General features: G+C 40.9%; 10 protein-coding genes, 1 tRNA gene and 1 pseudogene. 9 read left to right on the top strand and 3 right to left on the bottom strand.

The window, feature by feature from the left end; genetic code table 11:
* Positions 1-105 precede the first annotated feature (105 nt).
* Positions 106-324 carry a helix-turn-helix domain-containing protein gene (locus NIE32_RS07890; protein ID WP_253054584.1) on the top strand — a complete coding sequence of 73 codons (219 nt, stop codon included), beginning with the start codon at positions 106-108 and terminating at the stop codon, positions 322-324.
* Between the two features lie 180 nt (positions 325-504).
* On the top strand, positions 505-2,391 hold the full coding sequence (gene asnB / locus NIE32_RS07885) for an asparagine synthase (glutamine-hydrolyzing) (protein ID WP_253054582.1): 1,887 nt from the start codon (positions 505-507) through the stop codon (positions 2,389-2,391).
* A gap of 80 nt (positions 2,392-2,471) precedes the next feature.
* On the opposite strand, the gene NIE32_RS07880 is transcribed toward asnB, so the two are convergent.
* Complete coding sequence (locus tag NIE32_RS07880; protein ID WP_253054580.1) at positions 2,472-2,702, bottom strand: DUF378 domain-containing protein; 231 nt, start codon at positions 2,700-2,702, stop codon at positions 2,472-2,474.
* Positions 2,703-2,916: 214 nt separating this feature from the next.
* Between NIE32_RS07880 and NIE32_RS07875 the strand changes: the two genes are divergently transcribed.
* Both NIE32_RS07875 and NIE32_RS07870 read left to right on the top strand, forming a co-directional pair.
* The gene (locus tag NIE32_RS07875; RefSeq protein ID WP_253054578.1) at positions 2,917-4,272 is read left to right on the top strand and encodes a glucose-6-phosphate isomerase; all 1,356 of its coding nucleotides are present in this window, start codon (positions 2,917-2,919) and stop codon (positions 4,270-4,272) included.
* A 463-nt stretch (positions 4,273-4,735) separates the two neighbouring features.
* Entirely contained in the window at positions 4,736-5,029 is a 294-nt protein-coding gene (locus NIE32_RS07870) for a YggT family protein (RefSeq protein WP_253054574.1), read from the top strand.
* A 228-nt stretch (positions 5,030-5,257) separates the two neighbouring features.
* Here the strand turns inward: NIE32_RS07870 and NIE32_RS07865 are convergent.
* Positions 5,258-5,330: transfer RNA gene (locus NIE32_RS07865), tRNA-Ala, on the bottom strand.
* A gap of 278 nt (positions 5,331-5,608) precedes the next feature.
* Here NIE32_RS07865 and bcaP point away from each other — a divergent pair.
* The 3 genes and pseudogenes from bcaP to hemH all read left to right on the top strand — a co-directional run bounded on the left by bcaP (position 5,609) and on the right by hemH (position 10,473).
* Positions 5,609-7,017: pseudogene (gene bcaP, locus NIE32_RS07860) on the top strand (branched-chain amino acid transporter BcaP).
* Between the two features lie 203 nt (positions 7,018-7,220).
* Complete coding sequence (locus NIE32_RS07855) at positions 7,221-9,371, top strand: transglycosylase domain-containing protein (protein WP_253054572.1); 2,151 nt, start codon at positions 7,221-7,223, stop codon at positions 9,369-9,371.
* Between the two features lie 151 nt (positions 9,372-9,522).
* The gene (gene hemH / locus NIE32_RS07850) at positions 9,523-10,473 is read left to right on the top strand and encodes a ferrochelatase (RefSeq protein WP_253054570.1); all 951 of its coding nucleotides are present in this window, start codon (positions 9,523-9,525) and stop codon (positions 10,471-10,473) included.
* A 172-nt stretch (positions 10,474-10,645) separates the two neighbouring features.
* Here the strand turns inward: hemH and NIE32_RS07845 are convergent, their stop codons facing one another.
* Entirely contained in the window at positions 10,646-11,296 is a 651-nt protein-coding gene (locus NIE32_RS07845; RefSeq protein WP_253054568.1) for a histidine phosphatase family protein, read from the bottom strand.
* A 217-nt stretch (positions 11,297-11,513) separates the two neighbouring features.
* Between NIE32_RS07845 and lplA the strand changes: the two genes are divergently transcribed.
* A complete protein-coding gene (lplA, locus tag NIE32_RS07840; protein WP_253054566.1) occupies positions 11,514-12,503 on the top strand; it encodes a lipoate--protein ligase in 990 nt (329 codons plus the stop codon).
* Positions 12,504-12,630: 127 nt separating this feature from the next.
* Positions 12,631-13,893: a M48 family metallopeptidase gene (locus NIE32_RS07835; protein ID WP_253054564.1), complete on the top strand. Its 1,263-nt coding sequence runs from the start codon at positions 12,631-12,633 to the stop codon at positions 13,891-13,893.
* Positions 13,894-14,012: the final 119 nt, after the last annotated feature.

Here is a 14,012-nt window from a genome sequence, read left to right as displayed (position 1 = left end):
ATTAGGGTAATTGCCAAATAGGAAAATATCCTGCGTTCAATTCACATAATAGATGATATAATTTTAATGAAGTTACCAAATTGGAAAATGTCTGGAGGAAAACAGATGTTAACTATCGATTTAAACAAGTTAAAGAACTACAGACAATCAAAAATGACTCTTCAGGAAATGGCGTTTTCTCTTGGTTATCAAAGTGCGAATGGTTACTACTATTTAGAATGTGGGCGCAGTAAAATCAGTGCGGAGACACTGGCAAAAGTCGCAACGGTCCTCAATGTTCCAATTCAAGATTTTTTCTCTGATCAAGATCATCTTATTCATTGAATCGGAGAAACATTGATTAAAAGATGTGAAAAATCCCAATCGGTTAAGCGCTACCACCACTTTGATTTTGTCCAAGTGAATGATAAACTAGAGTATCGGATACAAAATTAAAGTGAATGAATTAGAGAAGGCAAATTGTGTGGCAAATTCACCGGTCATCTCTGAAGGGAGACTTTTTTTATGTGCGGATTTTGCGGGTACATTGCAAAAACGAATCAATTAGAATCTGGTAATCATGAACAAAACGCGATGACCGCACGTGCGGAGATCATCAATCATCGAGGACCTGATGATGCAGGTTACTATACAGACGACCAAGTTCAGCTTGCTTTTCGCAGATTGAGCATTATTGATCTAGCTGGAGGCCATCAGCCACTGCCTTATGAGAATGAACGCTATTACATTATTTTTAATGGTGAAATTTACAACTATGTGGAACTACGGAATGAATTAATTAAGAAAGGGTACACTTTTGAAACGTCCTCGGATACTGAAGTCCTCGTCGCACTCTATGCAGATCGTGGTGTTGATTGTGTGAACGATTTACGTGGTATGTTTGGATTTATTATATGGGATAAACAAGAGCGAACGCTGTTTGCAGCTCGTGATCATTTTGGAATTAAGCCGTTTTACTATATGGAGACAGATGATGGCATTTTCTTTGCTTCTGAAATGAAAAGTCTGCTTGTAGGTGATGACCAGCATCCCGTTTCCAAAAAAGCACTCCAATATTACTTAACCTTTCAATTTGTACCTGAACCTAGAACACTCATGGAAGACATTAAAAGTTTGGAACCAGGACACTATCTTCTTAAGAAAAATGGAGAAGCACTCCAAAACATAGCTTTTTGGACGCCAGAATTTGCGCCTGTCCATCAGTCGATTGATGAGGCAAAGAAGAAAATTCAGGATGTGCTGATTGATTCTGTCAAAATGCACATGAGAAGTGATGTACCGGTAGGTGCTTTCTTATCCAGCGGTATCGATTCAACCTCGATTGTTGCTCTAGCGAAACGGTATAATGAAAATATAAAAACATTTACCGTCGGTTTTGCTAGCAAGGGCTACAATGAGATTGATGTTGCTCGAGATTCAGCGGAGAAGCTCGGGGTAGAAAACTATGCGCTTGAAATCACTCCTGAGATGTGCATGGAAGAGATGCCAAGAATCATCTGGCATATGGATAATCCGGTGGCTGATCCTGCAGCCATTCCAAATTACTTTGTGGCTCGAGAAGCAAGAAAACATGTGAAAGTGGTACTCTCCGGTGAGGGATCTGATGAGTTGTTCGGCGGCTATAATATTTACCGTGAACCGCTTTCGTTAAAGGGATTTGATGCGATTCCACAACCTGGGAAAACACTTTTGCATGCACTTGCTTCGCGACTACCGGTTGGGATGAAGGGGCGTAGCTTCCTGTTGCGCGGGACGACTCCGTTATCTGAGCGCTATGTTGGTAATGCATTCATATTCAACGAAGAAGAAAAGAAATTTGTTCTGAAAAACTTTTCAGATCAAACACCGTTTACGGATATCACAAATCCGATATATAGACGGTCAAATGGAAATAATAAATTGGATCAAATGCAGTTGGTGGATATTGAGACTTGGTTACGCGGGGATATTCTCGTAGTGGCTGATCGAATGACGATGGCCCATTCACTTGAGCTTCGTGTTCCGTTTCTGGATAAGGAAGTGTTCGATGTGGCGAGAACACTTCCTGCAGAATTAAAGACGGGGGAAGGTACAACAAAATACGCCTTCCGTGAGGCGATGCGCGGTATTGTTCCGGATTCAATATTATTTAGGAAGAAGCTTGGATTCCCTGTTCCTATCCGCATTTGGCTGAAGAATGAAATGCATGATTGGGCAATTAAGATTATTCATGACAGTGATACGGACGCGTATATCAATAAGTCCTATGCACTGAAGCTACTTGATGATCACTGCAGTGGGAAGATAGATAATAGCCGGAAACTATGGACGGTGTTAATGTTCATGCTCTGGCATCAAATTTATATTGAAAAGACAATCCAGGTGGAGCAACAGAAGGCTGTTCAAGTATAAGCATTTGGATGATAGCATGAAAAAAGGGATCCTCGCTGAGTAGGCGAGGATTCCTTTTTCAATGCATCCAATCCAATGACTTAACGGGTTTGTGTTTCTCTTTCACGCTCCACGCCTTCATTTGGAACGAATAGGATCGTCAAGCAATACAAGGCACAAATGCCGATAATCCCGTAGATCAAGCGTGAGAGCGCACTGCCGGATCCACCAAAGAGTGTGGCCACAAGATCAAACCGGAAAAAGCCGAGCAGTCCCCAGTTAATTCCACCAATGATAAGTAGTACGAGACATGTTTTCTGCAAACCGCTCATAATCGTACCTCCTTTTATGTGCGTGCAACTATAGCATGCCTTTATTTCCAACAACTATACATGCATTTGATTTTCTTGTCTTTTTTTGTAAAAAATGAAATCATTGTGAAATCGTTTGCGGAAAGCGGAGAGAAAAGCATAACATGACTTGAAATTGTGAGCGCTGTCTTGTACAGTTAAATAGGAATGATTATAAATATTGGAGGCCGATGAAATGGGCAAGAAGGTTGCTTTTGATTACAGCAATGCTTTGTCATTTTTTGAACAACATGAGTTGGATTATTTGACGGATCAAGTTTCTGCCGCTCATAAGGCAATTCATGAAAAAACCGGTGCAGGCAATGATTTCTTAGGCTGGTTAGATCTCCCGACAGCATATGATAAAGAAGAATTTTCCAGAATTAATAAAGCTGCTGAGAAAATTAAATCGGATTCGGATGTTTTGATTGTTATTGGCATCGGAGGTTCATATTTAGGTGCCCGTGCAGCTATTGAGACGCTTAATCACTCATTTTATAATGTATTGCCAAAAGAAGAACGCAAGACGCCGCAAGTATTCTTTGCGGGAAATAGCATTAGTGCGACCTATTTGAATGAATTATTTGATGTTCTGAAGGATAAGGATGTCTCTGTCAATGTCATTTCTAAATCGGGAACGACAACAGAACCTGCCATTGCATTCCGGGTATTCCGTGAATTTTTGGAAAATAAGTACGGTAAAGAAGAAGCAAAGGGTAGAATATACGCGACAACAGATAAAGCAAAAGGTGCACTAAAGACCCTTGCCGACAATGAAGGTTATGAATCCTTTGTGATTCCTGACGATGTTGGTGGACGTTTTTCTGTGCTAACCGCTGTTGGTCTTCTCCCGATTGCCGTATCCGGAATTAACATTGATGAATTAATGAGCGGTGCACGTGACGCACAGAATGACTTCAGCGAACCGGAATTGAGCAAAAACCTTGCCTATCAATATGCTGCTGTCCGGAACGTGTTGTACAACAAAGGCAAGACCGTTGAAATGTTGGTCAATTTTGAACCTCACCTGCATTACTTCTCCGAATGGTGGAAACAACTATTTGGTGAAAGTGAAGGTAAAGATTTTAAAGGACTGTATCCATCTTCAGCAGATTTTAGTACCGATCTGCATTCTCTCGGTCAATTTGTTCAGGAAGGCCGTCGTGTTATGTTTGAAACGGCAGTCCTTGTTGAAGAACCAAGAAAAAATGTGACTATTAAAGCGGAAAAGGAAAATCTTGATAATCTTAATTTTCTTGCTGATAAAACGATGGACTTTGTCAATAAGAAAGCTGCCGAAGGTGTTCGTCTCGCCCATACTGATGGTCAAGTGCCACAACTTGTCGTGACGATTCCGGAATTGACTGCTTATCATTTCGGCTACCTCATCTACTTCTTTGAGAAAGCTGTTGCCGTCAGCGGTTATCTGCTTGGCGTCAATCCGTTCAACCAGCCAGGTGTTGAAGCTTATAAGAAGAATATGTTTGCTCTCCTTGGAAAACCAGGCTACGAGTCCGAAAAAGCAACGCTTGAAGCAAGACTCAATCACTAAGGATTCTGCAAAATATTTGATCAATTTGAGAAAGGCTCCGCTACTTTTTGCAGAGCTTTTCTTATTTTTTTTAGAAAGTGTTCGACTTTTTACTTTAAAATCCAGGAAAGTTGCGAGGTTCTGCGGAACCGTTCCGTTGATTCGAGCCATGGGAGAGCTTGGATATTTTTGGTTGTTCAAAGAAGCTCCCGGATCGTCAACGTCCATCGAGCAATCGGAGCTTAACTGATGCAAACTATGGATAGGCAGTTTGCACAGTTTTTCAAAACAATTAGGAAAGTATAAAATCTTAAATGATTATCGGAGATGCGCATAGGTGACGGTGCCTTCATCATTATTGTCTTTGACTATGATTTGTATCATTCAAAGGTTTGACGGGGAGAAATTTATCCCTTAACATGAATAGCAGCAGCTCTAGAATAGACGAGCTCAAAAAGAGTTAAAGGGGAAAGGAAGAAGACGATTGAAAGGAAAAAAAACAGGCATGTTTCCTAAATTAATTAGCATTCTTCTGACTTTTGTTCAGGTTGTGATTGCTTTATATATTCTACTACAATTTTTCGGTGCGAATGCTACACCTTTTGTCAATTTGCTCAACAGTTTAAGTGAGCCGATTTTGAAACCCTTTCAGGGCATTTTTCATCCGATCATCTTTAATGAACACAGTCTCAACCTCTCCGCTGTCTTCGCATTAATCGTATACAGTATTATAGGGTTTGGAATCCAGAAGGTTCTAGCCATCCTTAAGGTTAAATGAAAGCTTAAAAAGTAAATCAAGACGGACCTCTAAATAGTGGGGTCCGTTTTTCTCATTGATTTCGTCTAGTCATGCGCACTTGGATCGTTGCTTTATCCAAGGAAAGCACACCACCTTTTGAATGAGAAGAATAGTAATTAAACTATACTTGAAAAGAAACACGTTCCGAAATTAATCCGATTATGAAAAAGCAGCCGCATGATCAGTCAATGCAGCTGCTTAATTTAGTGGAGCATAGGGGGATTGAACCCCTGACCTCTGCCATGCGAAGGCAACGCTCTCCCAGCTGAGCTAATGCCCCAAAAGTATCCGATAGAGATTATACTGCTCAAGAAATTTCCAGTCAAGAATAATACGCATTCATTAAAATTGATAAAATCCAAAAAAATCATACTAAAAAGAAATTTATAAATTTTACCAAAAATTATTATTAACTGTCAATTAAAAAGAAACATTTTTTTGAAAAAATAGTGATAATCTGATTATTTTGTGTCATAATAGTATGAAATTAGTTTGATGCATAATCTTCTAATTTTGCGAAATAATTTTCTTATACAATTTAAAAAGGAGTCGTTAGCAGTGAGTATTTTTAACACGAAGCCGATTGCCAGCTTAATTGCTGAAACAGAAGGCAAGCAAGGTTTGAAAAAGGCGCTTGGTGCGGTTGACTTGACGATGCTTGGTATTGGTGCGGTCATTGGTACAGGCATTTTCGTACTAACAGGTGTCGCAGCAGCCAATTACTCTGGCCGGCATTGATTATCTCATTTATTTTATCTGGGTTGGCTTGCTTTTTTGCTGCACTTTGTTACGCGGAGTTTGCATCAACCGTTCCTGTTGCTGGTAGTGCGTATACATACAGCTATGCTGCGCTTGGCGAAGTTTGGGCTTGGATTATTGGATGGGATCTCATTCTTGAATATGCGGTTGCAATCAGTGCAGTGGCTATTGGCTGGTCTGGTTATGCAGTGACTTTGCTCAGCAGTATGGGTCTTGACCTTCCAAAAGCAATTACCGCTGCACCACTTGATGGTGGGGTTGTGAACTTGCCGGCGATGATCATTATCGCCTTAATTTGCTGGTTGTTGATCTCTGGTATTCGTCAAACTTCGAAATTTAACGGTCTCATTGTAGCAATCAAATTAATTGTCATTGCTTTGTTTATTATTCTTGCGGTATGGCATGTGAAACCTGCGAACTGGCATCCATTTATGCCGTTTGGTTTTAATGGTGTTGTTTCCGGTGCGGCAGTTATTTTCTTTGCGTATATTGGTTTTGATGCTGTATCTACTGCAGCAGAAGAGACAAGGAATCCTCAGAAGAATCTGCCGAAAGGTATTCTTTACTCTTTGTTGATCTGTACCGCTCTTTATATTGTGGTGTCGGGTATTCTGACTGGCGTTGTTAAATACTCTGCATTTAAACATACTTCAGCTCCGGTTGCTTTTGCACTTCAACAAATCGGTATCAATTGGGGATCCGCATTAGTATCTGTAGGTGCTATTTGTGGTATTACATCCGTACTGCTTGTGATTACTTATGGCCAGACACGTGTATTCTTTGCAATGGCACGTGATGGTCTTATTCCTAAGGTGTTCGGTAAGGTAAGTGAAACGCGCCAAACACCTGTAACATCGACAATCCTTGTTGGCATTGTGACCATTATTGTAGCAGGATTTTTACCTATTGGTATTGTGGCGGAACTCGCAAATATTGGTACTTTGTTCGCATTTGTTATTGTTGCGATTGGCATTATCGTTCTCCGTAAGAAAAAACCAGAATTGAAGAGAGGTTTTAGAACGCCTCTCGTACCGCTTGTACCAATTCTTGCCGTTCTGTCTTGCGGTTATTTAATTATTCATTTGCAAACAGCTACCTTATGGCGCTTTGTTATTTGGTTCATTATCGGTATGATTGTATGCTTCACATATGGACGCCGTCATAGTGCGCTGTATCAATCAACACAATCTGGACAACAAAACCAGTAATTGACTTATTTATTGAAACCAGCAGCCTGTTTCCATATTGGATTCAGGCTGTTTTTTTGTGGTTATGACTCATTTATTGTCTGTTCTTGTCAAAAATTTTCATAAACTGTTGCATGAAACTTATTTTTTGCTAATGTGTAAAGAGATATTGTAAAGACTACATAATAAGCTATAAATGGCTATTTGAAAGGTGGGGAGGACATATGGATAAAAGCAAGCTCTACACACGGTTGTTCCAAGTTGCCTATTTTATCATTGGCGCAGCCATTGTTGGCCTATTTGTCTATTTTATTGTTCTTCTGATCGGCAATCATTACACGGATGATGAAAAATTGGTAATGAGTAGAACCTCAGTTGTTGTTGATGAACAAGGGCATGAAATTTCTAGACTCTATGCAGAAAATCGTGATCCGGTTGCTTTGAAAAAAATACCCAAGCATGTTCAAGATGCTTTCATTGCAACTGAAGATCAACGTTTCTATAAGCATTCAGGAATTGACTTACGCGGGGTGGCACGCGCACTTGTAGCAGATATCATGGTCGGAGGAAAAGCTGAAGGAGCGAGCACCATAACGCAGCAGTTGGCGAGAAATGCATATCTCTCAAATGAGAAGACCTGGTTTCGAAAATTTAAAGAGGCCGCAATTGCTGTTAGTCTTGAACGAAGGTACAGCAAAAAACAGATTCTGGATATGTATTTAAATCAGCTCTACTTTGGACATGGAATCTATGGTGTACAGATGGCTTCACAATTCTTCTTTAATAAAGACGTGAGCGAGTTAACCGAGGATGAAGGTGCACTGCTCGCAGCACTTCCCAAAGGCCCAAACGGCTATTCACCAATTCTTCATCCGCAAAAAGCCTTGGAAAGACGTAATGTTGTCCTGTCTCTGTTGCAGAAAAACGGCTATATTTCCGCAGAGGAATCGGTACGGTTAAAAGGAATGACGCTGGGCCTTAATGTACACAAAATACAAACGCACCCAGAATTTGATTCCTACATTGATCTTGTTAAACAAGAAGCAGAAAAGGACTATCATATTGGCAATGATGAGCTGATTCGAGGAGGTTATAAGATTGTCGTTCCTATTAATCGACAAGCGCAAGCAGCTTCCTACTCGGCTTTTAAAAATAATGTCTATTTTCATGGGAGCAATCCAAAGCAATCTCCAGAAGGCGCATTTGTTCTGATGAATAAAAACGGCGGTGTGCTCGCCGCACAAGGTGGACGTAATTATGTACTTGGCAGCTATAACCGAGTCAATGTGAAAAGACAGCCGGGTTCTTCATTTAAGCCTTTGGCCGTTTATGGACCGGCACTTGATCTCGGGCGTTATCAGCCCTATTCGCTTCTTCAAGATAAGAACGTGTCCTATGGAAATTACAAGCCAACCAATTATAGTGGGCAATATACCGGTGAGATGACGATGTATGATGCAATTACAATTTCTCAAAATGCTCCTGCCGTTTGGCTTCTGAATCAAATTGGCATTTCAAAAAGTAAAGCTTATTTATCAAAAATGGGCATTCATTTATCTGATAAAGGATTAGCCATTGCTTTAGGTGGTCTAAGTAAAGGCGTATCCCCTTTGCAAATGGCATCTGCATACACTTCCTTCGACAATGAAGGTGAACAAACAAAGCCATTTTTTATTCAAGCTATTTATGACCATCAAGGAAAGAAAATTGGCGAAGCGCATCCAGCAACTAAGAAAATATTTTCAAAACAAACGGCTTGGTACATGACGCGCATGTTACAATCCGTAATGAGAAATGGTACGGGACAGGCCGGATACAGTCAAGTTGCGATCGCTGGGAAAACGGGATCAAATGCATTTACCAAAGAAGGATTACGTGATGCTTGGTTTGTTGGGTATACGCCGGATGCGGTGGGAGCGGTTTGGATTGGTTATGATCAAACAAATAAAGATCAATACGTAACCGGCTCCAGCAATGATGCTGTTCGTTTGTTTAAGTCTGTCGTGAACAGTATGCCTAAGGAAAAAGCATTGGCTTTTGAGAAACCTGAGGGCATCACAGATCTTGATGAACCGATTCGACTCGCCGGCGTGACACGGTTAGAAGCAAGGGGGGTACTCGGTAAGTATGCATTGCCGGCATTAGAGCTTACTTGGAACGAATCTAGAGATCGACGAGTCATTTACCGTGTGTATGCTGAAGTAGATGGCAAACGAACACTTAAAGGTGAGGTCAAAGGAAAAAATACGTACCGAATTGATTTTGTTAATCCGATGAGTAAAGAAACCTATTATGTGGTTCCTTATAATTCGCAAACGGGGAAGACCGGGCAAGCATCGCCTTCGGTTGAGGCAAACTGGTTCTCCAAACTTTAATCAACATCTAACGGATTGTGCACGCTCGTCAGCATACGTGAAAAGGGCTAAAATAGAATATGCGTGATTCGGATCATTTTTCCGGACGAGTTCTATGTGATGAATGATGATGGTTTATTGTAAAATTTGATGCGAGTAGAAGGTGTTGAAATTGAGTAAGAAAAAGACAGGGCTGGTGGTCATGGCATATGGCACCCCTTATCAAAAAGAAGATATTATTCCGTACTATACGGCAATCCGTCACGGGCACCGGCCAAGTGAACAACAGATCGAGGATCTGACACGTCGCTATGAAGCGATTGGAGGGTTGTCACCATTAGCGCAATGGACACAAGCGCAGGCTGATGCATTGGAAAAACGGTTAAATGATTTACAATCCGATCGTGAATTCAAAGCTTTTCTTGGTTTAAAGTATATTCATCCATTTATTGAAGATGCTGTTCAAACCATGAGCGAAGAAGGCATAGAGGAAGCGGTATCGATCGCATTGGCCCCTCACTATTCACAATTTAGCGTCCAGTCTTACATAGATCGTGTCCAAGCCGCTGCTCAAAAAGTAGGCGGTATGACCATAACATCGATTAGTAGTTGGTATAAGGAACAAGGTTTTATTGACTATTGGTCACATGCATTGAAAAAGGCGTTCGCTGAAATTCCTGAACGTGAATGGGAGGAGACCGTTGTTCTATTTACTGCACACAGTCTCCCTGAGAAGATCTTGACTAATGGTGATCCCTATCCTGAACAAGTGCGAGAAACAGCTGATGCAATTGCTGCTAAAGCAGAAATCGCACATTATGCGCAAGCTTGGCAGAGTGCAGGTAAAACCAAGGATCCTTGGCTCGGTCCTGATGTCCTTGATCAGATTCGCAGCCTTCATCAACAGAAGCGTTACCGTCATTTTGTTTTTTGCCCGATTGGTTTTGTTGCGGAGCATTTGGAAGTATTGTATGACAATGATCAGCAATGCCGCAAACTTGTTGAATCACTTGGTGCTACCTACCACCGACCGACGATGCCTGATACGGCACCAGATTTTATTGACGCATTAGCCGCTTCAGTAGTACGTGCAAGCAAAATTGAACGTGCTGAAGGTAGATGAAATCTACAATTATAATGAAATGATCAGAAAAACCAGACTGGCGTTACCCAGTCTGGTTTTTAACTATAATTGAAATTTAGAAACGAAAGAAGAGAGTCTTTATGTAGCATTGTGTTCGGGCAGTATAGTCGTGGCGACACTTGTTGATCATAGGCAATGAGCCCGTAATCACTTATAAATTTTCAGTACGCCCGATATAAGCAATTTTAAATACACCGTTTTCGAATATAATTTTCGTAACACTGGTATTCTCGATTGTTGAAACATGAATTTTTTCATCGGATAACATGTAGATCAGGCAGTTGATGTAAAGACCGTGACTCACTGCAAGGATCGTTTCTTCCTCAGAATGAGCAAATGTGCTAAGAATGGCACGGATTCGATCTTTGACATCTTCGTAATCTTCAGCAAGACCAGAAGTATCCAATTGTTTCAATCCGGTTAAAGCATGTATTTTTAACTCATCTGGTGAATCACCACGAACTTCAGGGGATTCAATTTGCTTCCCTGCGCGTTCCCAAGTTGGGTCATTGATATCGCCTTCAAACATTCCGAAACTGACTTCACGTAAGTCTGTTGATTCAATCGGTGTGAGATCAGGATTTACGGAATGGTCGAGGAGAAGTCGAGCAGTACGCCGCGTTCTGCCTAAGTCGCTACTGTACGCGATATCAAAAGATATATTTTGCGCTTTAAAGACCGCACCTAAGTCAGCGGCCTTTTGTTCGCCAATATCTGTTAGCGGCGAATCAGAAATACCTGACATTTTGCAGTACTGATTGAAGAGTGTCCGTCCATGTCTTACAAAATAAATGGTCTTCATATGAATCCTCCCAATGAATAAGTTAAAAATCATCATTGCCGTTCTTCGTATACAATCTACTTAAGGGTAGCGTAATTTAACTATAAAAGTAAAGTGATCAAGGAAAATGTCAAAGAAAGTTAAAGAGCTATTTGTAGCATAACTGCGTCTAGACGACAGCTCAAATGCGCATTACTATTAAGAAGAATACCCGAATAAAGAGAAAGAAGGGAAACTAATGATTTATATTAATAATCGTGATCTATTAGATCAAACGCTTAATTTTGCAATTGAAGAATACGCATTGAAACATCTGGATATCAATGAAACCTATGTCATGTTCTATCGAATGGCACCGACTGTAATTGTTGGACGCAATCAGAATACGATTGAAGAGTTGAATATGGAGTACATTTCAAAACAAGAGATCACGGTCACACGACGATTATCCGGAGGCGGAGCAGTCTATAATGATCCGGGAAATCTGAGCTTCAGCTTTATTGCTAAAGATGATGGAGATAGTTTTAATAACTATAAGAAATTTACAGAACCTGTGATTCGTGCGTTGCATCATATGGGGGTCGATGCAACGCTTGAAGGACGTAATGATCTGACCGTAGGGGGTAAGAAAATTTCCGGGAATGCCCAATTTGTCACTCAAGGCCGTATTTTTAGCCATGGGACTTTGCTTTTTGATGTGAATTTGGACAATGTGTCCAGTGCACTGCATCCTGACGCAGCAAAGTTTGAATCTAAAGGAATAAAATCCGTGCGTAGCCGTGTTACGAATATCCGCGAGCATTTGGCGGAAGACATGAACATTCATCAGTTTAAAGAACAGTTGCTTCGATATATTTTTGAAGGAGAAAATCAGATCCCTGAATACCAATTCACCGATGAAGATTGGATCAACATCATAAATATTGCTAAGAGAAGATATCGTAACTGGGATTGGGTCTATGGAAAATCTCCTGAATTTAATGTGCGTAGAGCACGTCGGTTCCAAGGTGGACGGATTGATCTTCGATTAAATGTGAAAAAAGGATTTATCGAACAAATGTTTATCTTTGGTGACTTCTTCGGTGTTGGAGATGTTCGAGAATTTGAAAAACGAATGATTGGGACAAAATATGAACAGAACGCACTTGTTGAAAAACTCAAAGCATTGGATTGTCACTATTATTTTGGGAAAATCAGCGAAGAAGAGCTATTATCCACATTTATTTAATACGCTCCAAAGCATCATTCAGGAAGCTTGTTCTAAACACAGGGTAGCAGGACTAAATTGATAATAGGCCGTCCATATGAAGGTGATGGCTGACAAGTTCACGTAATGTTTCTGAGGAGGGTCTTATGTGAAGAAGAAGACGATGTGGTGGTTTATCGCATTGTATGCTATCTATCTCATAACCATGGCAGCCTATTTTTTTGTTTGGTCGAAGTCTACACTACCTGTTGATATGAAAGGCACTGCAGCCGATCCAGCACTGTTTATGAGCAAACAGCAGTTAGCAGAAAGCGGCGTGTTCAATGCTTGGCGTCATTTTCTCTCTTTCGCCGAGATTCCATTGGAATGGGGCATTTATCTTTTCGTGTTGATAGCCGGGATTTCGCATTGGCTTAAGCGTTGGTCGGAGCGTATTTCGCCTTTCTTTATCATACAGATGCTGATTAGCTACGTTGCGATTGCTTTGATTCTTGCCTTGATTTTTTTGCCGGTCGATTTTGCCTCCTATCAATTGTCTGTACATTATGGAATAAGCGTGCAGCCGATTTCCGAGTGGTTGAAAGATCAAGCGCTGAGTACGGCAATTAGTACACTGATCGGCTTTATTGCGCTCACTACGGTTTTCGCTCTGATTCGCAGATATCCGAAAAACTGGTGGTTTCCAGCATGGCTGCTGTCGATTCCGTTTGTTTTGTTTATGATGTACCTACAGCCGGTTGTGATCGATCCACTGTATAATCATTTTCAAAGCCTTCAAGATGGAGAATTAAAACAGGAAATCTTACAATTGGCATCACATGCAGGTATCCCTGCTCATAATGTCTATGAAGTAGATATGTCCAAAGAAACCAACGCCATGAATGCTTACGTTAATGGCATAGGGTCCCATCTGCGCATCGTTTTGTGGGATACAACAGTCAAGCGCCTTAGTCATGAGCAGGTTCTTTTTGTCATGGCTCACGAGATGGGTCATTATGTCATGCATCATATTCTCTGGGGAACAGCAGCAGCTCTGCTCGGTTTGCTCTTCACGCTGTGGATCGCTGCGAAAGTTCACCTCTGGTTGACGATAAAATGGGGCACACGAATGAATCTGACACATCCCGGGGACCTTTCAGCGTTACCTATGCTTCTCTTAGTTCTATCGCTACTTTCATTTTTGGGTGAACCTGTCCAGAATACGGTCTCCAGACACTTTGAACATCAAGCAGATCAATATGCTATTCAGATGACTCAGAATAAGCAAGCAGCAATTTCTTCCTTTCAAAAGTTGTCCGCTTCTAGTCTAGGTGAAATGAATCCACCTGCATTAGTGAAGTGGATCCAGTATGATCATCCGACAATGCTTGACCGGATTAACTATTTGGAACATGTGAAACTTGAAAAATAAGATTATTTCATTAAAAATAATGATTTTTTTTAGAAGAAGGCGTTCTCCTCGACGGATTATGCTAAACTAAGTAAATGTTGAAAGGCAGCGTCATGAGCAGTGATACATGGCTTTCCAAT

The organism is Sporolactobacillus kofuensis, from assembly GCF_024125425.1.
Lineage (GTDB): Bacteria > Bacillota > Bacilli > Bacillales > Sporolactobacillaceae > Sporolactobacillus > Sporolactobacillus kofuensis.
This window is presented reverse-complemented; position numbering and strand designations above follow the sequence as displayed.

Excerpts from the sequence above, each read along its gene's own strand:
- lplA (WP_253054566.1), top strand. The coding sequence starts at position 11,514 with ATGATTTATATTAATAATCGTGATCTATTAGATCAAACGCTTAATTTT.
- asnB (WP_253054582.1), top strand. The coding sequence starts at position 505 with ATGTGCGGATTTTGCGGGTACATTGCAAAAACGAATCAATTAGAATCT.
- NIE32_RS07875 (WP_253054578.1), top strand. The coding sequence starts at position 2,917 with ATGGGCAAGAAGGTTGCTTTTGATTACAGCAATGCTTTGTCATTTTTT.
- NIE32_RS07845 (WP_253054568.1), bottom strand. The coding sequence starts at position 11,296 with ATGAAGACCATTTATTTTGTAAGACATGGACGGACACTCTTCAATCAG.
- NIE32_RS07855 (WP_253054572.1), top strand. The coding sequence starts at position 7,221 with ATGGATAAAAGCAAGCTCTACACACGGTTGTTCCAAGTTGCCTATTTT.
- NIE32_RS07880 (WP_253054580.1), bottom strand. The coding sequence starts at position 2,702 with ATGAGCGGTTTGCAGAAAACATGTCTCGTACTACTTATCATTGGTGGA.
- NIE32_RS07890 (WP_253054584.1), top strand. The coding sequence starts at position 106 with ATGTTAACTATCGATTTAAACAAGTTAAAGAACTACAGACAATCAAAA.